The 17,740-nt window shown below is 65.0% G+C and carries 18 protein-coding genes and 1 tRNA gene; 14 read left to right on the forward strand and 5 right to left on the reverse strand.

The window, feature by feature from the left end; translation table 11 throughout:
- The first annotated feature begins 329 nt into the window (after positions 1-329).
- Both ACFQU0_RS21450 and ACFQU0_RS21455 read left to right on the forward strand, forming a co-directional pair.
- Entirely contained in the window at positions 330-809 is a 480-nt protein-coding gene (locus ACFQU0_RS21450) for a hypothetical protein (RefSeq protein WP_382204246.1), read from the forward strand.
- Positions 806-1,108, forward strand: coding sequence for a single-stranded DNA-binding protein (locus tag ACFQU0_RS21455; RefSeq protein ID WP_382204248.1), 303 nt, complete (start codon positions 806-808; stop codon positions 1,106-1,108). Before ACFQU0_RS21450 ends, ACFQU0_RS21455 begins: the two co-directional genes overlap by 4 nt.
- On the opposite strand, the gene ACFQU0_RS21460 is transcribed toward ACFQU0_RS21455, so the two are convergent.
- The 5 genes from ACFQU0_RS21460 to ACFQU0_RS21480 form a co-directional block, all read right to left on the reverse strand.
- Positions 1,097-2,365 carry an ATP-binding protein gene (locus tag ACFQU0_RS21460; RefSeq protein ID WP_382204250.1) on the reverse strand — a complete coding sequence of 423 codons (1,269 nt, stop codon included), beginning with the start codon at positions 2,363-2,365 and terminating at the stop codon, positions 1,097-1,099. The two genes, ACFQU0_RS21455 and ACFQU0_RS21460, sit on opposite strands and share 12 nt — an antisense overlap.
- Positions 2,366-2,538: 173 nt before the next feature.
- Positions 2,539-3,339: an ABC transporter ATP-binding protein gene (locus tag ACFQU0_RS21465; protein ID WP_382204252.1), complete on the reverse strand. Its 801-nt coding sequence runs from the start codon at positions 3,337-3,339 to the stop codon at positions 2,539-2,541.
- Positions 3,336-4,256 (reverse strand): nitrate ABC transporter permease, encoded by a 921-nt coding sequence (gene ntrB, locus ACFQU0_RS21470; RefSeq protein WP_382204254.1) that lies wholly within the window; start codon positions 4,254-4,256, stop codon positions 3,336-3,338. Before ntrB ends, ACFQU0_RS21465 begins: the two co-directional genes overlap by 4 nt.
- A gap of 10 nt (positions 4,257-4,266) precedes the next feature.
- Positions 4,267-5,529 carry a CmpA/NrtA family ABC transporter substrate-binding protein gene (locus ACFQU0_RS21475; RefSeq protein WP_382204256.1) on the reverse strand — a complete coding sequence of 421 codons (1,263 nt, stop codon included), beginning with the start codon at positions 5,527-5,529 and terminating at the stop codon, positions 4,267-4,269.
- Positions 5,530-5,766: 237 nt separating this feature from the next.
- Positions 5,767-7,044, reverse strand: a complete 1,278-nt coding sequence (locus ACFQU0_RS21480; protein WP_382204258.1) for a nitrate- and nitrite sensing domain-containing protein — start codon at positions 7,042-7,044, stop codon at positions 5,767-5,769.
- 52 nt (positions 7,045-7,096) lie between these two features.
- On the opposite strand from ACFQU0_RS21480, the gene tsaD reads away from it, so the two are divergent.
- The 12 genes from tsaD (at position 7,097) to ACFQU0_RS21540 (ending at position 17,737) form a co-directional block, all read left to right on the forward strand.
- The gene (gene tsaD, locus ACFQU0_RS21485) at positions 7,097-8,212 is read left to right on the forward strand and encodes a tRNA (adenosine(37)-N6)-threonylcarbamoyltransferase complex transferase subunit TsaD (RefSeq protein WP_382204260.1); all 1,116 of its coding nucleotides are present in this window, start codon (positions 7,097-7,099) and stop codon (positions 8,210-8,212) included.
- Positions 8,213-8,349: 137 nt separating this feature from the next.
- Positions 8,350-9,642 (forward strand): branched-chain amino acid ABC transporter substrate-binding protein, encoded by a 1,293-nt coding sequence (locus ACFQU0_RS21490; protein ID WP_382204262.1) that lies wholly within the window; start codon positions 8,350-8,352, stop codon positions 9,640-9,642.
- A gap of 15 nt (positions 9,643-9,657) precedes the next feature.
- Positions 9,658-10,827 (forward strand): pyridoxal phosphate-dependent aminotransferase, encoded by a 1,170-nt coding sequence (locus tag ACFQU0_RS21495; RefSeq protein ID WP_382204264.1) that lies wholly within the window; start codon positions 9,658-9,660, stop codon positions 10,825-10,827.
- Positions 10,828-10,944: 117 nt separating this feature from the next.
- Positions 10,945-11,211, forward strand: a complete 267-nt coding sequence (gene rpsO / locus ACFQU0_RS21500) for a 30S ribosomal protein S15 (protein WP_382204266.1) — start codon at positions 10,945-10,947, stop codon at positions 11,209-11,211.
- 236 nt (positions 11,212-11,447) lie between these two features.
- Positions 11,448-13,643 carry a polyribonucleotide nucleotidyltransferase gene (gene pnp / locus ACFQU0_RS21505; protein ID WP_382204268.1) on the forward strand — a complete coding sequence of 732 codons (2,196 nt, stop codon included), beginning with the start codon at positions 11,448-11,450 and terminating at the stop codon, positions 13,641-13,643.
- 22 nt (positions 13,644-13,665) lie between these two features.
- A complete protein-coding gene (locus ACFQU0_RS21510; RefSeq protein ID WP_382204387.1) occupies positions 13,666-14,655 on the forward strand; it encodes an NAD(P)H-quinone oxidoreductase in 990 nt (329 codons plus the stop codon).
- Between the two features lie 23 nt (positions 14,656-14,678).
- A complete protein-coding gene (gene tpiA / locus ACFQU0_RS21515) occupies positions 14,679-15,431 on the forward strand; it encodes a triose-phosphate isomerase (protein ID WP_382204270.1) in 753 nt (250 codons plus the stop codon).
- Between the two features lie 38 nt (positions 15,432-15,469).
- Positions 15,470-15,850 carry a preprotein translocase subunit SecG gene (secG, locus tag ACFQU0_RS21520; RefSeq protein WP_382204272.1) on the forward strand — a complete coding sequence of 127 codons (381 nt, stop codon included), beginning with the start codon at positions 15,470-15,472 and terminating at the stop codon, positions 15,848-15,850.
- A gap of 190 nt (positions 15,851-16,040) precedes the next feature.
- A tRNA-Leu gene (locus ACFQU0_RS21525) sits at positions 16,041-16,125 on the forward strand.
- A gap of 47 nt (positions 16,126-16,172) precedes the next feature.
- The gene (locus ACFQU0_RS21530) at positions 16,173-16,532 is read left to right on the forward strand and encodes an NADH-quinone oxidoreductase subunit A (RefSeq protein ID WP_382204274.1); all 360 of its coding nucleotides are present in this window, start codon (positions 16,173-16,175) and stop codon (positions 16,530-16,532) included.
- A 108-nt stretch (positions 16,533-16,640) separates the two neighbouring features.
- The gene (locus ACFQU0_RS21535) at positions 16,641-17,120 is read left to right on the forward strand and encodes a NuoB/complex I 20 kDa subunit family protein (RefSeq protein ID WP_342129124.1); all 480 of its coding nucleotides are present in this window, start codon (positions 16,641-16,643) and stop codon (positions 17,118-17,120) included.
- Positions 17,121-17,128: 8 nt separating this feature from the next.
- The gene (locus tag ACFQU0_RS21540; RefSeq protein ID WP_382204276.1) at positions 17,129-17,737 is read left to right on the forward strand and encodes an NADH-quinone oxidoreductase subunit C; all 609 of its coding nucleotides are present in this window, start codon (positions 17,129-17,131) and stop codon (positions 17,735-17,737) included.
- The last annotated feature ends 3 nt before the right edge of the window (positions 17,738-17,740 follow it).

Here is a 17,740-nt window from a genome sequence, read left to right on the forward strand (position 1 = left end):
ACCTGGCGGCAAAAAATGGGGTGCAACAGTGCGGCCCAAAAGCCATCCAAGACCCGCCTGCGGTCGGGTCACGTTCACCAGCGCATGCACGGCGTTGTGCACACATGCCCCGCTGTTGCGGTCGGGGCGCGACGCGTCGTCACGTCTGCCAGAGGTTATGCAAGACGTGTGCCACGTGGTCGGCGTGTGCGGCAGCCGTTGGCGTCACCCGCTGGCGGCACTTGCTTCCGCCTTTCACGGTCATGCCGCTGCCCAGGGTTGTGCGTGTTGCACCAAGTTGGGCAGGTGCTGCGCGGTTGCTTAGCCAAGCCCCCAGTTACCATCGCCGCATGAGCGAAAACACCCAAGCACCCATCCGCGAAGACCGCGTGTGGAGCGATGAACACTGGACCGCCCGTGTCATCAAGAACGAAGACGATGATGGCTGGGCGGTGGCCATGTACCTAGATGGCGAAGCCGAGCCGGCCCTGGTGGGGCCATGGACCATGGGACGCGACAAGAAGAACCCCAAGCCGCTGGACACCGCTGCGTTCAACACCTTGGTGAAAACCGCCAGCGAATTCATTCGCCGGGCCGAGCAGCAGCGCCACGCCGAACTGAACCGAAGCGTGACGGTGGATGTGGACGGGCGCCGCATCCGCGTTCTACTGGCCATCGTGCCGGACGAGGACGGTGCCACGGCCAGCTTGCGTGCCTTGGACACACTGGACGAAGAACTGGCTTGTGTGCCGGTGCCGCCCAGCTTCAAGCTCAATGTGGACAGCGCCTTGGCCTGGGCGGCCTCGGGTTTCGTGAAGCCGCGCGCATGATCGACGCCTTGATAGCCGGCCACCTGATGGGCGACGCCTCGCGGCGCGTGGACAAGGCCGGTCGCGAGTATGTGGTGGCCCGCGTGCTGGCCCGCAACAGGGCCGACGAGGAGTTCATTGTCAATGCCATCGCCTTCGACGCGGCGCCGTGTGCCGCATTGCTGGCGCTGCGCGACGGCGATGCGCTGAGCCTCACCGGCGCGCTGACCCCCAAGGTCTGGACCGACAAGCAAGGCAACGCCCGCCCCAGCCTGGACGTGGTGGTGGCGCAGGTGTTGTTGCTGAACTCAGAGGGCTGAAAGCGGTACGGCCCACAGACCGGACCCAAAGGACAGGGCCTGGGTGCCGTCGTACAGCACGATGCCGGTGGTGAATGCGTCGCCCGTCAGTGACTGGAGTTTTTTCAGGCCTTTGAAATCGCTCGCCTGCACCGTGGCGGCGGCCTTGACTTCGATGCCCATGATCTGGCGCAGTGGCGATTCGAGCACAAAATCCACCTCTACCTGGTCTTTGTCGCGGTAGTGGGACAGGAACCAGGCGTCGGCGCTGAGGCTCAGCGCTTTGCGCAGTTCGGCATGCACCCAGGTTTCAAGCGTGGCGCCCCAGCGCGCACGTTGGTTGAACACGAGATCGCTGCTCAGGCGGGTCATGCTGGCTTGCAGGCCGGCGTCCAGAAAATGCAGCTTGGGCGCCTTGATGAGGCGGCTGAGTTCGTTGTGGCTCCACGCGGGCAGGCGCTGCACCAGGAAAAGTTTTTCCAGGATGCCCAGGTATTTGTCCACGGTTTTGCCATTCAGGCCGAGTTGGGCACCGGCTTGTGTGGCGTTGAACAGCTGTCCACACTGTGCCGCGGCCACCGCCAGCGTGTGGGGCAATTGGTGGAGCTGATCGATCTGTGCGATGTCGCGCACGTCACGTTCGACCAGGGTCTGGATGTAGGCCTTCGCCCAGGCCTGGCGTCGGGCAGCGGTGGGGCGCTGGCGCATTTCCGGGTAGCCGCCGGCCAACACCTGGCCCACGGTGTCGCGCTGTGGCGCGGCCCAGAGGGGGTGGCTGAGCGGCCAAGTTTGCGCCTGTGCGCGTTGCAGAAAGTCGTTCGGGCGACCTTGTATCTCGGCTTGTGACAAGGGCAGCAAGGTGTGCAGCGCCAGGCGGCCCGCCAGGCTGTCGGCAATCTGGGGCAAGGCCATGAGGTTGGCCGAGCCGGTGAGCAAGAAGCGGCCTGGGCGGCGGTCCTGATCGATCACCAGTTTGAGGGCCAGCAGCAACTGGGGTGCGCGCTGCACCTCGTCAATCACGGCGCGGTCGAGTTGGCGGGCAAAACCCAGCGGGTCTTGCTGAACAGCGGCCAGCAGGTTGGGGTCGTCCAGGGTGAGGTAGGCCATGTCACCCCTCTCGCTGGCCAACTGCTGCGCCAGCGTGGTCTTCCCACACTGGCGCGGGCCGTTGATCAGCACGGCCGGGGTGTCTTGCAAGGCTTCGTTCAACACCGGCGCCAAGTGGCGGGCAATCAGGCCGGGTGCAGACGCTGAAGGCGCTTCGGGTGGGTGCGACATGGGCCGTCCAGGGCGGATTTCGATGTCGTCCATTATGAATTGAAACAGCGTCCAAATTGGATTATTGATCCGTCCAATCGGGATTAACGTGCCTCGAACACCACCTCAACCGCTGCGCAGACGGCTGCAGGCACAGTGCGGCCGCGAGCACAAAATCAGCTTGTGCCGAGCGTTCAGGCCACCTTCTCCACGTGCCCCTGGCGGGTGTAGAGGAAATCGATCACCGCCTTGCGGCAGTGCTGGTAACGCGCATCGTCCGCCAATGCCACGCGGTTGCGCGGGCGGGGCAGGTCCACGCTGAGCACCTCGCCGATGGTGGCGGCCGGGCCGTTGGTCATCATCACGATCTTGTCGCTCAACAGCACGGCTTCATCCACGTCGTGGGTCACCATCATCACGGTGGCCTGCGTCTTGGCCACGATGTCGAGCAGCTCGTCCTGCAGCTTGGCGCGGGTCAGCGCATCGAGTGCGCCAAAGGGCTCGTCCATCAGCAGCACCTTGGGCTCCATCGACAGCGCCCGCGCAATGCCCACGCGCTGCTTCATGCCGCCGCTGATTTCGCCGGGGCGTTTCTGCGCCGCCGCCGTCAGGCCGACCAGGGCCAGCGCCGCATCGGTGCGGGCCTTGAGCTGTGCGCGGTTCTCGGTAGCGCCAAACACGCGCTCCACCGCCAGGTGGATGTTCTCGAAGCAGGTCAGCCAGGGCAGCAGCGAGTGGTTCTGGAACACCACCGCGCGCTCGGGGCCAGGGCCGGCTATTTCCTTGTTGGCACACAGCAGCACGCCTTGTGTGGGTTCGGTCAGCCCGGCCAGCAGGTTGAGCAGGGTGGACTTGCCACAGCCCGAGTGGCCGATGAGGGCCACGAACTCGCCCTTGGCCACGGTGAGGTGGATGTCGCGCAGCGCGGGGAACAGGCCCTTCTTGGTCTTGAAGGTCTGCTCGACGTTCTGGATTTCGATGTATTTGGTGGTCATGCCTTCACCTCTTCAAAGGTAAACAGGGACGCGAGTTTGATGAGCGCGAACTCCAGCACCAGGCCGACGGCGCCGATGACGAAGATGGCGACGATGATGTGCTGGACGTTGAGGTTGTTCCACTCGTCCCAGACCCAGAAGCCGATGCCCACGCCGCCGGTCAGCATCTCGGCGGCGACGATCACCAGCCACGCCGTGCCCACGGCCAGGCGCACCCCGGTCAGCATGTAGGGCAACACGGCGGGAAAGAGGATCTTGGTCAGGATCTTCCATTCGCTGAGGTTGAGCACGCGGGCCACGTTCATGTAGTCCTGTGGCACGCGCTGCACGCCCACGGCGGTGTTGATGACCATGGGCCAGATGGAGCAGATGAAAATGGTCCAAATGGCGGCCGGATTGGCGCCCTTGAACACCAGCAGACCGATGGGCAGCCAGGCCAGTGGCGACACCGGGCGCAGCAGGCTGATCAGTGGGTTGAACATGCGCGAGAGGAAGGTGAAGCGCCCGATCATGAAACCCACGGGGATGCCCACCAGTGCGGCCAGGCCGAAGCCCACGGCCACGCGCTGCAGCGACGAGAGCACGTTCCAGCCTATCCCCTGGTCGTTGGGGCCGTTGCGGTAGAAGGGGTCGCTGAACAGCTTGACGGCGGCCTCCCAGGTGGCGGCGGGCGAGGGTATGCTGCTGCCGGTGGACACCGACACCAGGGCCCAGATGCCGACCAGCAGGCCCAAACCAAAGATCGGCGGCAACACGCGCAGCCACAGGCCGCGCCAGTCGAAGGGTGGTCGGCTGGGGGCGGCCACCGTAGCCACCGAGGGGGCCACCTTGGCGGCGGGCCGCTCGGGGGCAGATGGGGCGTTGCTGGGGTTCATGGAACTCGCATCCAGGGGTGAGTGAAATACAGCGCTGACCATGGCGTGCTCCTCAGACTTTGACTTTGAAGCTGTCGGCGTACTTGGCCGGGTCTTTCCCGTCCCAGCTCACGCCGTCGATGAACTTGTGGCTGCGCATCTCGCTCTTGGGCAGGCTGACCTTGGCGGCGCTGGCGGCCTGTTTGTAGATGTCGATGCGGTTGATGGACTTGGCCACGCCCAGGTAGTCGGGGTGGTCCTTCATCAGGCCCCAGCGCTTGTGCTGGGTGAGGAACCACATGCCGTCGCTCAGGTAGGGGAAGTTGGCCGCGCCGTCGTTGAAAAACTTCATGTGGTTGGGGTCGTCCCAGGTCTTGCCCAGGCCGTTCTGGTAGCGGCCCAGGATGCGCTGGTTGATGGCGTCCACGCTGGTGTTCACGTAGGCTCGGTCGGCGATGGTCTCGGCCATCTTGAGCTTGTTCTGCAGACCGGCATCGATCCACTTGCCGGCCTCCAGAATGGCGGCCGTCACAGCGCGTGCGGTGTTGGGGTATTTCTGCACCCATTCCGAGGTGGTGCCCAGCACCTTTTCCGGGTGCTCGGGCCAGATGTCCTGCGTGGTGGTGCCCGTGATGCCGATGCCGTCCATGATGGCGCGGTGGTTCCAGGGCTCGCCCACGCAGAAGCCGTCCATGTTGCCCACGCGCATGTTGGCCACCATCTGCGGTGGCGGCACGGTGATGACTTTGGCGTCCTTCATGGGGTTGATGCCGTGCGCCGCCAACCAGTAGTACAGCCACATGGCATGGGTGCCGGTGGGGAAGGTCTGGGCGAAGGTGTATTCGCGTTTGTCGGTGGCCATCAGTTTGGCCAGGCTGGCACCGTCCACGGCGCCTTTGTCCGCCAGCTTCTTGCTCAGGGTGATGGCCTGGCCGTTCTGGTTCAGGTTCATCAGCACAGCCATGTCCTTCTTGGGGCCGGCCGTGCCCAGGTGCACGCCGTACACCAGGCCGTACAACACGTGGGCCAGGTCCAGCTCGCCGTTGACCAGCTTGTCGCGCACGCCGGGCCAGCTCGCCTCTTTGGTGGGGATGATCTTGACGCCGTACTTCTGGTCGATGCCCAGCACCGAGGCCATGACCACGCTGGCGCAGTCGGTCAGCGGGATGAAGCCGATCTTGACCTCTTTCTTTTCGGGTGCATCCGACCCGGCGGCCCACGCGCCGTGGTGGCCCAGCGTGCTGAACCAGGCGGTGCCGGCGGCGGCGGTCTTGAGGAAGTCGCGGCGGGAGGCTGTGTCGGTGTGTGCGACAGCGGGTGTGACGGGTGTGTCCATGTTCAACTCCTGTAGGCCAACAAAAATGCGGTTCCAGAAAGCACAACGGCGTCCGTCTCGGAGCGCGGGTTGCGCTGCGAATACGGACGCCGTTGTCCTGTGTCTGGCTGACGGTTGGTACCCACCGCCCTTGGTGGGTGCCTCGTCAACTGTTAAGCAGTTTGTGTGCCAGCTGGTTTTGCCCCTTACGCTGGACGGGATGCGGCCGTTTGTGCACCGGCACGGGGCACAAGCACGTTATTTGTGCGTTGCAGCATCCGTGTGCGGGTGCACGGTGCCCGTGGTCAGATCGGCCAGTGCGAGCACAGCTTCGGCCACGTCCACCAGGCGGCGGTTCTGGTTCATTGCAAGCTGGCGCAGCGTCTTGTGGGCCTGGGCCTCGCTCAACTGGCGCTGTGCCATCAGCAGGCCCTTGGCGCGTTCCACCAGCTTGCGTTCGTTCAGGCTGGCGCGGGTGGTGTCCAGCTCGGCCGACATGGCTTGCAGCCTTTGAGCCTGGGCTTGCACCAGCTCCAGCACCGAGTGCTGCAGCTGCGTCCCCAGGGGCAAGCCCGGCGACGGCGAGCCGTCTGGTGTGGCATCAAAAAAGTCCAAGCCGACAGGGAGCACGCTGGTGGGTACCTGATCAAGCGCCTGCAGCTCCTGCCCCAGGTGTTCGCGGCGCTGGTGGCACAAGGCGCGCAGGTCTTTGCTGAGGTGGTCTTCCACCGCTTTCATGGCCTCCATGCGTTCGGTGCAGGTGTCGAACCAGCGTTGGCTCAGCTCCGGGTTGAGTGCGCCGCCCGCGACCGTGGCGCCCAGCATGCGGCGCATGCGTTCCAGCGCGGCTCGGGTGTTGGGATCGTCGCTGCGCTGCCACAGCGCAACGGCCTCGCCCGGTGCGAACTGCGCAAACACCTCCAGCGCACGTTCTTGCGACTCGATCAGATAGGTCAGCCGCTGCTGCCCGGCGTCGTCGGCCTGGCCGCTGGCAAACAGGGCGCTGCCGGTGGCGCGTTCCTGGCCGGCCAGTTCCTTGCTTTGCATGAAGTTGAAAAACCCCACCAGCAGACGCGAAATGGCCGGGTCGCTGGCGGTGTCGGCCGCTTCGAAGATCACCGCCAGCAGGCCAGCGATGAGCCGCGTGTAGGCGGCGGTGGCCTGCGCGGGCAGCCACGCACCGCGCCCCACCTGCTGGCGCAGGGCCGGCAGCGCAGCCAGCCCGTGCAGCACATAGGCGATGCGCGCAAACAGCCGCGCGCCCTGGCGCAACTGCGTGGCCTGGGTGTCCAGCTGGTCGAAGTGCTGGCGCAACGCTTGTTCGGCGTGTGCCGTCTGCGCCACCTGCGCCAAACGCTCGGCACCAAAACGCTGCCCGGCTGAACCCAGGTACAGGTTGCTCATGCCACGCTCGCGCTGCAGCTCGTGCACCAGACGTGCGCTCGCATCCACCAATTCGGCGGTGAGCGTGAGTTGCTGCAACTCGGCGATTTCGCAGCATTTGGCGGCGAGCAGGAAATGGAGTCCGGATTTCATGTCCCCGTGGCGGCAGCAATATCCGTGCCCTCGGGGCTTTTACACTGGGACCATGTTGATCCTCGGAATCGAATCCTCTTGTGATGAAACCGGCGTGGCGCTGGTGGACGCGTCTGCCGCCGCCACGCAGGCCGGTGTGCCGCGCCTGCTGGCGCACGCCTTGCACAGCCAGATCGCCATGCACCAGGCCTATGGTGGCGTGGTGCCCGAGCTGGCCAGCCGCGACCACATCCGCCGTGTGCTGCCGTTGAGCACCGAGGTGTTGAACCGCGCTGGGCGCACGCTGGCTGAGGTGGACCTGGTGGCCTTCACCCGAGGCCCTGGCTTGGCGGGCGCCTTGTTGGTGGGCGCGGGTGTGGCGGTGGCCATGGGGGCCGCGCTGGGCAAGCCGGTGCTGGGCATTCACCACCTGGAAGGGCATTTGCTCTCGCCTTTTTTGAGCGCCGATCCGCCCGAGTTTCCGTTTGTGGCCTTGCTGGTGTCAGGCGGTCACACGCAGCTCATGCGGGTGGATGGCGTGGGCCGCTATGAACTGCTGGGCGAGACCATCGATGACGCGGCCGGCGAGGCTTTCGACAAATCGGCCAAGCTGCTGGGCCTGGGCTACCCCGGCGGGCCGGCGCTGTCGCGCCTGGCCGGGCAGGGCGACGCGACGGCGCACAAGCTGCCGCGCCCGCTGCTGCACAGTGGCGATCTGGATTTTTCGTTTGCTGGCCTGAAGACGGCGGTGCTGACCACCGTGAAGAAACAACTGGCCCAGCACGACGTGGGCACGGTGGCGCAACTGCCGCCCCACGTGGTGGCCGATGTGGCCGCGTCCACCCAGGCCGCCATCGTCGAGGTGCTGGTCAAAAAGTCGCTGGCGGCGGTGGCGCAGTCGGGCCTGAAGCGCCTCGTGGTGGCGGGCGGGGTGGGGGCCAACAGCCTGCTGCGCCAGCAGCTCAATGCCGGGTGCGCGGCGCGCGGCGTGCGGGTGCATTACCCCGAGCTGGACCTGTGCACCGACAACGGCGCGATGATCGCCCTGGCCGCTGGCATGCGCGTGTTGGCCGGCTTGTTGCCGGCGAGCGGTGAAACGATCAGCTACCGCTTTGACGTGCGGCCTCGCTGGCCTTTGTCGGAGCTGGCACCGGATCGGACAACGGGGGCAGAAACCCTGCCAAGCTGACGGGCTTGGGTGAATCCGCTCTGTAATTATGAATTACACTCCGCGACCTTGATCGGCGGAAAGTTGTCGCATTGGCGACAGGTGGCAATCGTGCCCCTCCGTGCGGTTGGCACAAGGTATTCCTGAACATGAAGCACATGAGAGAACTTCGCCGCCAGCTGGTGGCTGGCCTGATCGCAGGCCTGGGTTGGGCGGTGGGAGCCGGTGGCGCGCTGGCGCAAAACGCGGCCGCGCCCTCGGCGGCACCCGTGCGCATCGGCATGATTGAGGTGTTCTCGGGCCCGTTGGCCAACACCGGCGAGTCGGTGTTCCGCAACCTGCTGTGGGCGGTGGAGCGTGTCAACGCCCGGGGGGGCGTCAAGTTGCCGGGTGGTGCGCGGCCACTGGCGCTGGTGCGTTACGACAGCAAGGGTCAGAACGAGGAGGCGCTGTCGTCGCTGCGTGCGGCGGTGGACGGTGGCATCAACGTGGTGGTTCAGGGCAACTCGTCGGCCACGGCGGCGGCGTTGATCGATGCCATTGGCAAACACAACGAGCGCGAGCCACAGCGCCAGGTGGTGTTTCTCAACTACTCGGCGGTGGACCCGGTGTTGACCAACGAGAAGTGCAGCTACTGGCACTTCCGTTTTGATGCCCACGCGGACATGCGCATGAACGCGCTGATGAGCGTGCTCAAGGACGACAAGGCGCTCAGGAGCATCTACCTGATCGGCCAGGACTACAGCTTTGGCCAGGCGGTGCTGAAAGAGGCCAAGCGCCAGTTGGCCGACAAGCGCCCCGACGTGAAGATCGTCGGCGACGAGCTGCACCCCATGGCACGCGTGAAGGACTTTTTGCCCTACGCCACCAAGATCAAGGCCAGCGGCGCGCAGGCGGTGTTGACCGGGAACTGGGGCAACGACCTGACGCTGCTGGTCAAGGCCGCGCGCGAGGTGGGTTTCGAGGGCAGCTTCTACACCTTCTATGGCAACGCGCTGGGCGCGCCTGCGGCCATCGGCGAGGCCGGCATCGGCAAGGTGATCGCCGTGGCGGACTGGTTCCCCAACGTGGCCACCCGCGAGTCCGAGGCCTTCTACCAGTCGTTCCGCCAGCGTTTCCCCAAGCCGGAAGACGATTACGTGCACATGCGCATGCAACTGCTGATCGAGTCGCTGGCCCAGTCCATCGAACGCGCTGGCAGCACCGAGGCCAAAGCCATTGCCGCTGCCCTGGAAACGGCGCAGGTGAGTTTTGCCGGCCAGACCGCACGCATGCGGGCGGGCGACCACCAGTTGCAGCAACCCCTGGTGGTGGCGGTGATGGACAAGCAGGGGGCGCCCGGCGTGAAGTTCGATGTGGAAGGCTCGGGCTTCGGTTTCCGCCCCGTGCGCCAAATCACCGCCGAGCAGGCCGAAATGCCGCACAGCTGCCAGATGCAACGCCCACGCTGAGGGAGAATCGGCGGCATGAGAAACGCCGTCAGCGCCCTGGAGGGCTCCCGCATCCGTGAAGTCGCCAACGAGGGCCTGGGCCGCGAAGGCGTGCTCAAGTTCTGGTTTGGTGAGAGCGACGAGGTCACGCCGGCCTTCATCCGCGAGGCCGCGATCGCCTCGCTACACGAGGGCGAAACCTTTTACGCGCACAACCTCGGTTTGCCCGAGTTGCGCGCCGCTCTTGCGACCTACACCGCGCGACTGCACCCAACGCAGGCGGGGCAGGGGCTCCCGGACCGGTTGGCCGTCACTTCCGGCGGTGTCAACGGCCTCATGCTGGCCTGCCAGGCCGTGCTGGACGCGGGCGACGAGGTGGTGGCCGTCACGCCGGTGTGGCCCAACCTGGTGGCGCAACCGCTCATCATGGGCGCGCAGGTGCGCCGCGTGCCGCTGCGCCCCGGGGTGGACGGTGCCTGGGGGCTGGACCTGGCCGAGCTGCTGGCCGCCATCACGCCCCGCACGCGTCTGCTGGTGGTCAACGCCCCCAACAACCCCAGCGGCTGGACGCTGAGCGCCGATGAGCAGCGCGCCATCCTGGCCCATTGCCGCCAGACCGGCACCTGGATTCTGGCCGACGAGGTGTACGAACGGCTCTACTACGCGCCCACCGCCAATGGCTGCGCGCCGTCCTTTTTGGACCACGCCAAGGCCGACGACCGCCTGATCGTCACCCACAGCTTCTCCAAGAGTTTCCTCATGACCGGCTGGCGCCTGGGGTGGCTGGTGATGCCACCGGGTTTGACCGACGCAATGGGCAAGCTGATCGAGTTCAACACCTCGTGTGCGCCCGTGTTTGTGCAGCGCGCCGCCTTGCAGGCCCTGGCGCGGGCGGACGAGGTGACGCCCGCCCTGGTGGCCCACCTCAAAACCTGCCGCGACACGCTGGTGCCTGCCCTGCAGGCGCTGCCCGGCATCGAGGTGGCGACGCCGCTGGGGGGTATGTACGCCTTTTTGCGCATCCACGGCCAGGACGATTGCCTGGACGTGGCCAAGCGCCTGGTGCGCGAGGCAGGGCTGGGCCTGGCGCCCGGCAGCGCCTTCGGGCCCGAGGCGGCAGGTTGGCTGCGCTGGTGTTTTGCCAGCCGCGACACGGGCCGGCTGCTCGAGGGGGTGGATCGACTCAAGCGCTGGCTCCGGCTATAATCGCGGGTTGCTGCCCAAACGGGTGGCATCTTCACGCCTGTTGTGGCGCCGGTCTGGGAACGTTTTTCTGGGTCCGGGCGGCTGCGGCAGGACGCATGTACTCCTAAGGAAATCGAAATGATCGCTCAATCCGTCAAGGCCGAAGTCATTGCGGCCAACGCACGTGGCGCCGCCGACACTGGCAGCCCCGAAGTCCAGGTCGCCATCCTGACCGCTCGCATCAACGAGCTGACCCCCCACTTCAAGACCCACGCCAAGGACCACCACGGCCGCCGCGGTCTGCTGCGCATGGTCAGCCGCCGCCGCAAGCTGCTCGACTACCTGAAGTCCCGTGACGCCGACCGTTACGTGGCTCTGATCGCCAAACTGGGCCTGCGCAAGTAATTGCTGTAGCCAAGTAGCGCAAAAACGCCTGGGTTGGTTCGCTGGCTCAGGCGTTTTTCGCTTGTTTTTCCCCTTTCATCTTTCGGGTACATCACATCAAGCAGAGCGAAGCTGTGTCATTCCAACGGACCTGAAGCCGCAGGTTCCTCAAGTCCGCTGGAATGGCATCGTGTTCTGCAAATGTGGGTTCCGGGCGCCGGGTGCTGCCACATGCACCTCTCACACAGGAGAACCACATGACCATGTTCAACAAAGTCACCAAAACCTTCCAGTGGGGCCAGCATTCGGTCCGCATGGAAACCGGCGAAATCGCCCGCCAGTCCAGCGGCGCCGTGCTGCTCGACATGGAAGGCACCGTGGTGCTGGCCACCGTGGTGGCCAAGTCGGACGCCAAGGCGGGCCAGGACTTCTTCCCGTTGACCGTTGACTACATCGAGAAGACCTACGCCGCCGGCAAGATCCCTGGCAGCTTCTTCAAGCGCGAAGGCCGCCCCAGCGAACTCGAAACCCTGACCAGCCGCCTGATCGACCGCCCGATCCGCCCGCTGTTCCCCGAAGGTTTCTTCAACGAAGTGCAGGTGGTCATCCACACGCTGTCGCTGAACCCTGAGGTCGACGCCGACATCGCCGCCATGATCGCCACCAGCGCCGCGCTGTCGGTGTCGGGCATCCCCTTCAACGGCCCCATTGGCGCCGCCCGTGTGGGTTATGTGAATGGCCAGTACGTGTTGAACCCGGGCCAGACCGAGCGCAAGAACTCGTCCATGGACCTGATCGTGGCCGGCACCGAGGCGGCCGTGCTGATGGTTGAATCGGAAGCCCAGCAACTGAGCGAAGAAGTGATGCTTGGCGCCGTGGTGTTTGGCCATGAGCAAGGCAACATCGCCATCGCCGCCATCAACGAGTTGGTGCGTGACGCAGGCAAGCCGGAGTGGAACTGGCAAGCGCCCGCCAAGGACGAGGCCCTGATCGCCAAGATCGACGGCCTGGCCAAGGCCAAGCTCGAAGCCGCTTACCAAATTCGCAACAAGCAAGCCCGCACCCAGGCATGCCGCACCGCTTACGCCGACGTGATGGCCGCCCTGAAGGCCGAAGGCGTGGCCTTCGACAGCGTCGCCATCGAAGGCCTGCTGTTCGAAATCGAAGCCAAGATCGTGCGTGGCCAGATTTTGGCCGGCGAGCCCCGCATCGACGGCCGCGACACCCGCACCGTGCGCGCCATCGAAATCCGCAATGGCGTGCTGCCGCGCACCCACGGTTCGGCCCTGTTCACCCGGGGTGAAACCCAGGCGCTGGTGGTGGCCACCCTCGGCACCGACCGCGACGCCCAGCGCATCGACGCGTTGGCTGGCGAGTACGAAGACCGCTTCATGCTGCACTACAACATGCCTCCCTTCGCCACCGGCGAAACGGGGCGCGTGGGTTCGCCCAAGCGCCGCGAAATCGGCCACGGCCGTCTGGCCAAGCGCGCCCTGGTGGCCGCGTTGCCGAGCAAGGAAGAATTCCCCTACACCATGCGTGTGGTGTCGGAAATCACCGAGTCCAACGGCTCCTCGTCCATGGCTTCGGTCTGCGGCGGCTGCCTGGCACTGATGGACGCCGGCGTGCCCATGAAGGCGCATGTGGCCGGTATCGCCATGGGTCTGATCAAGGACGGCAACCGTTTTGCCGTGCTGACCGACATTCTGGGCGATGAAGATCACCTGGGCGACATGGACTTCAAGGTGGCCGGCACCACCAATGGCGTGACCGCCCTGCAGATGGACATCAAGATCCAGGGCATCACCAAAGAAATCATGCAGGTGGCACTGGCCCAGGCCAAGGAAGCACGCATGCACATCCTGGGCAAGATGCAGGACGCCATGGGTGAGGCCAAGACCGAGGTGTCCAACTTCGCGCCCAAGCTGTTCACCATGAAGATCAACCCCGAGAAGATCCGTGACGTGATCGGCAAGGGCGGCGCCGTCATCCGCGCGCTGACCGAAGAGACCGGCTGCCAGATCAACATCGAGGAAGACGGCACCATCACCATCGCCGCCACCGATTCGACCAAGGCCGATGAAGCCAAGCGCCGCATCGAAGCCATCACCGCCGAAGCCGAGATCGGCAAGGTCTACGAAGGCCCGATCACCAAGATCCTGGACTTCGGTGCCCTGGTCAACATCCTGCCCGGCAAGGACGGCCTGCTGCACATCAGCCAGATCGCCCACGAGCGCGTGGAAAAGGTCACCGACTACCTGCAAGAAGGCCAGATCGTCAAGGTCAAGGTGCTGGAGACCGACGAGAAGGGCCGCATCAAGCTGTCCATGAAGGCCCTGGCCGACCGTCCCGAGCGTGCTGAGCGTCCGGAACGTGCTGAGCGCGCCGACCACCGTGGTGCTGCCGACGCCGCTGCTCAACAGCAGCAGCAAGAGCAGCAGCAACAGCAGTAAGGCGAGCGCCGCCATGGCCACCATGCAAGCTGTCGAGATCACCGCCTTTGGCGGGCCTGAGGTCTTGCAACGCTGCGAGCGTCCCCGGCCTGAAGCCGGTGCGGGCGAGTTGCTGATCCGTGTCAGCGCGTCGGGCGTGAACCGCCCCGACGTGCTGCAGCGCACCGGCAACTACCCCGTGCCACCGGGCGCCTCCGATCTGCCTGGCCTCGAAGTGGCTGGCGTGATCGAAGCGGGCGATGCAGCGGCCCTGGCCGCGGCAGGCCTGAAGCTGGGCGACCGTGTGTGCGCGTTGGTGGCCGGTGGCGGTTATGCGCAGTACTGCGTGGCGCCCGTGGGGCAGTGCCTGCCGGTGCCGGCGGGCTTGTCCGATGTGGAAGCCGCTTCGTTGCCCGAAACTTTCTTCACGGTCTGGAGCAACGTGTTCGACCGTGCCCACCTGCAGCCGGGCGAAACCCTGCTGATCCAGGGGGGCTCCAGCGGCATCGGGGTCACGGCCATCCAGATGGCCAAGGCCCTGGGCGCGCGCGTGATCGTCACCGTGGGCAGCGACGACAAGGCGAAAGCCTGCCTGGCTTTGGGTGCCGACCACGCCATCAATTACAAGACGCAGGACTTCGTGCGCGAGGTGGCCGATGTCACCGGGGGTGCCGGTGTCAACGTCATCCTCGACATGGTGGCTGGCGCTTACGTTGCGCGTGAGATCGACTGCCTGGCCGATGAAGGCCGGCTGGTCATCATCGCCGTGCAGGGCGGTGTGAAGGCGGAGTTCAATGCCGGCGCCGTGTTGCGCCGCCGTCTGGCCATCACCGGCTCCACCTTGCGCCCGCGCCCGGTGGCTTTCAAAGCCGCCATCGCGCAATCGCTCAAGGCGAAGGTGTGGCCCTTGATCGAAAGCGGCGCCATCAAGCCGGTGATCCACAGCGTGTACCCGGCCGCGCAGGCGGCACAGGCACATGCGCTGATGGAAAGCAACCAGCACATCGGCAAGCTGGTGCTGAGTTGGGCCTGAAGTTGCTTACCCGGAACCAAGAGATGAAAAAGCTCATCGTCGGCAATTGGAAAATGAACGGCAGCCTCGCGTCCAACGAGGCCTTGCTGCAAGGTTTTCAACAAGGCCTCGAAGCGCAAGACCAGTCGGTGCTGGTGGCGGTGTGCGCCAGCGCGCCCTATCTGCCGCAGTTGCAGCAGTTGTTGGGCAAAGGCCCCATCGCCTGGGGCGCACAAGATGTGTCGGCCCACGAATCGGGCGCCTACACGGGCGAGGTGAGCGCGGCCATGTTGCGCGACTTCGCCTGTCGTTACGCCATCGTGGGCCACTCCGAGCGCCGGCAGTACCACGGCGAAACGGACGAGGTGGTGGCGGCCAAGGCGCAACGTGCGCTGGCGGCGGGCATCACGCCCATCGTGTGTGTGGGCGAGACGTTGGCCGAACGCGATGCCGGCCAGACCGAGGCCGTGGTCAAACGCCAGTTGGCCGCCGTGATCCACACCGTGGGCCACTGCAGCAGCGAGATGGTGGTGGCTTACGAACCCGTCTGGGCCATTGGCACCGGTCGCACGGCCACGCCCGAGCAGGCGCAGGTGGTGCACCATGTGCTGCGCGCCCAGGTGGCGGCGGCCACGGTCAACGCCGACAAGCGTGTGCACATCCTTTACGGCGGCAGCATGAACGCCGCCAACGCGGCCAGCCTGCTGGCCATGCCCGACATCGACGGCGGCCTCATCGGCGGCGCGTCGCTCAAGGTGCCCGATTTTCTGCAGATCATCCGCGCCGCCCGCAGCTGAGTGCTGAGGCGTCGCTTTTTGACTTTTTGGAGCAAAGAATGAATGTGTTGATGACCATTTTGCTGGCCGTGCAAATCCTGGCCGCCATCGGAATGATTGGCCTGATCCTGATGCAGCACGGCAAGGGTGCGGACGCCGGGGCGGCCTTTGGTGGCGGCGGTGGTGGTTCGGCCAGCCTGTTCGGTGCCTCGGGCAGCGCCAACTTCCTGTCGCGCAGCACGGCGGTGCTGGCCACGGTGTTTCTGGCTTGCACTTTGGGCCTGGCCTACTTCGGTAACCTGCGCCCCACGGCCGCGAGTGGCAGTGTGTTGGAAACCGTGCCCGTGCCGGTGGAGGCAGCGCCTGGTGCTGCGGGTGGTGTACCCGCCACACCTGCGCCCACCACGGCGCCTGGTGCGCCACAAATTCCGGCGCAGTAAGCCTCATGTCATGGGGTGTGGGAGCGCTTGTCAGGCGGCCCACACCTTCCCGTAGGTGGGGTGGGGCTGGTGACCGAATTTCAACGGTCCGGGCCAAAAACCCGCCTTGTTTCAGGGTAAACTCCTACGCTTGTCAGCAAGTCCACACCAATCCCTCGTGGACTTAGCGAGACAGCGATTTCTGACAAATGCCGACGTGGTGAAATTGGTAGACACGCTATCTTGAGGGGGTAGTGGCGAAAGCTGTGCGAGTTCGAGTCTCGCCGTCGGCACCAATCATTTGGCACACACGGCGCCTGCTGGCGCCCCTGGTACACGCAAGATGAACCTCGACCAATACCTGCCCGTTCTTCTGTTCATCATTGTGGGTATCGCGGTTGGTGTGCTGCCGCAGCTGTTGGGCTACATCCTGGGCCCCAACAAGCCCGATGCGGAAAAAAACTCGCCCTACGAATGTGGCTTCGAGGCCTTCGAAGACGCGCGCATGAAGTTCGACGTGCGTTATTACCTCGTGGCCATCCTGTTCATCCTGTTCGACCTGGAAATCGCCTTCCTCTTCCCGTGGGCCGTGGCCTTGCAGGACGTGGGTGCGGTCGGCTTCTGGTCGGTGGTGGTCTTCCTGGGCATTCTGGTTGTGGGCTTTGCCTACGAGTGGAAAAAGGGCGCTCTGGATTGGGAGTGAACATGACCCCCACACTTGCCACTTCGTGTGCTTCGCTGCCCCCCGAGGGGGTGTGGTCGCCTTGGGGCGGCCCGGCGGCGACCGGTCGAATTCTGAGGAACACAACACATGATTGAAGGCGTCCTGAAAGAAGGTTTTGTCACCACCAGCTACGACTCGGTGGTGAACTGGGCCAAGACCGGTTCCCTGTGGCCCATGACCTTTGGTCTGGCCTGCTGCGCGGTGGAGATGATGCACGCGGCCGCGGCGCGTTACGACATCGGGCGATTTGGCTCCGAGGTCTTTCGCGCCAGCCCACGCCAGTCCGATCTGATGATCGTGGCCGGCACGCTGTGCAACAAGATGGCGCCCGCGCTGCGCAAGGTCTACGACCAGATGAGCGAGCCACGTTGGGTGTTGTCCATGGGTTCATGTGCCAACGGTGGTGGCTACTACCACTACAGCTATTCCGTGGTGCGTGGCTGTGACCGCATCGTGCCGGTGGATGTGTACGTGCCCGGTTGTCCGCCCACGGCCGAGGCGCTGCTGTACGGCATCATCCAGTTGCAGCAGAAGATCCGCCGCACCCAAACCATTGCGCGTGCCTGAGGACTGCCATGAGTGAATTTGCCGTTCGGCCAGAGGCCATTCAGGACGCGGTGGTCGCCGCGCTTGGCGACAAGCTTCGTCGCATCGACATCGCCTTGGGCGAGGTCACGGTTCAGGTGTCGCAGGCCGACTACCTGGCGGCCATGCAAACGCTGCGCGACGCCCCGGGTTGCCGTTTCGATCAGTTGATCGATCTGTGTGGCATGGATTATTCCGCTTACCGCGATGGGCAATGGGACGGGGCACGTTTTTGTGTTGTGTCGCACTTGTTGTCCATGGAGCTGAACCAGCGCTTGCGTGTCAAGGTCTTCTGCGCCGATGACGATCTGCCGGTGGTCGATTCCGTGAATGGCGTATGGGCTGCGGCCAACTGGTTCGAGCGCGAAGCCTTTGATCTCTACGGCATTGTGTTTGAAGGCCACAACGACCTGCGCCGCATCCTCACCGACTACGGTTTTGTGGGGCACCCGTTCCGCAAGGATTTCCCGCTGTCGGGGCATGTGGAAATGCGCTACGACGCTGAGCGTCAGCGCGTGGTCTACGAGCCGGTCACGATCGAGCCACGCGACATCACGCCGCGCATCATCCGCGAAGACAAGTACGGAGCTGGGGTGTAAGCC

This window comes from Hydrogenophaga defluvii (assembly GCF_042665235.1).
GTDB lineage: Bacteria > Pseudomonadota > Gammaproteobacteria > Burkholderiales > Burkholderiaceae_C > Hydrogenophaga > Hydrogenophaga defluvii_A.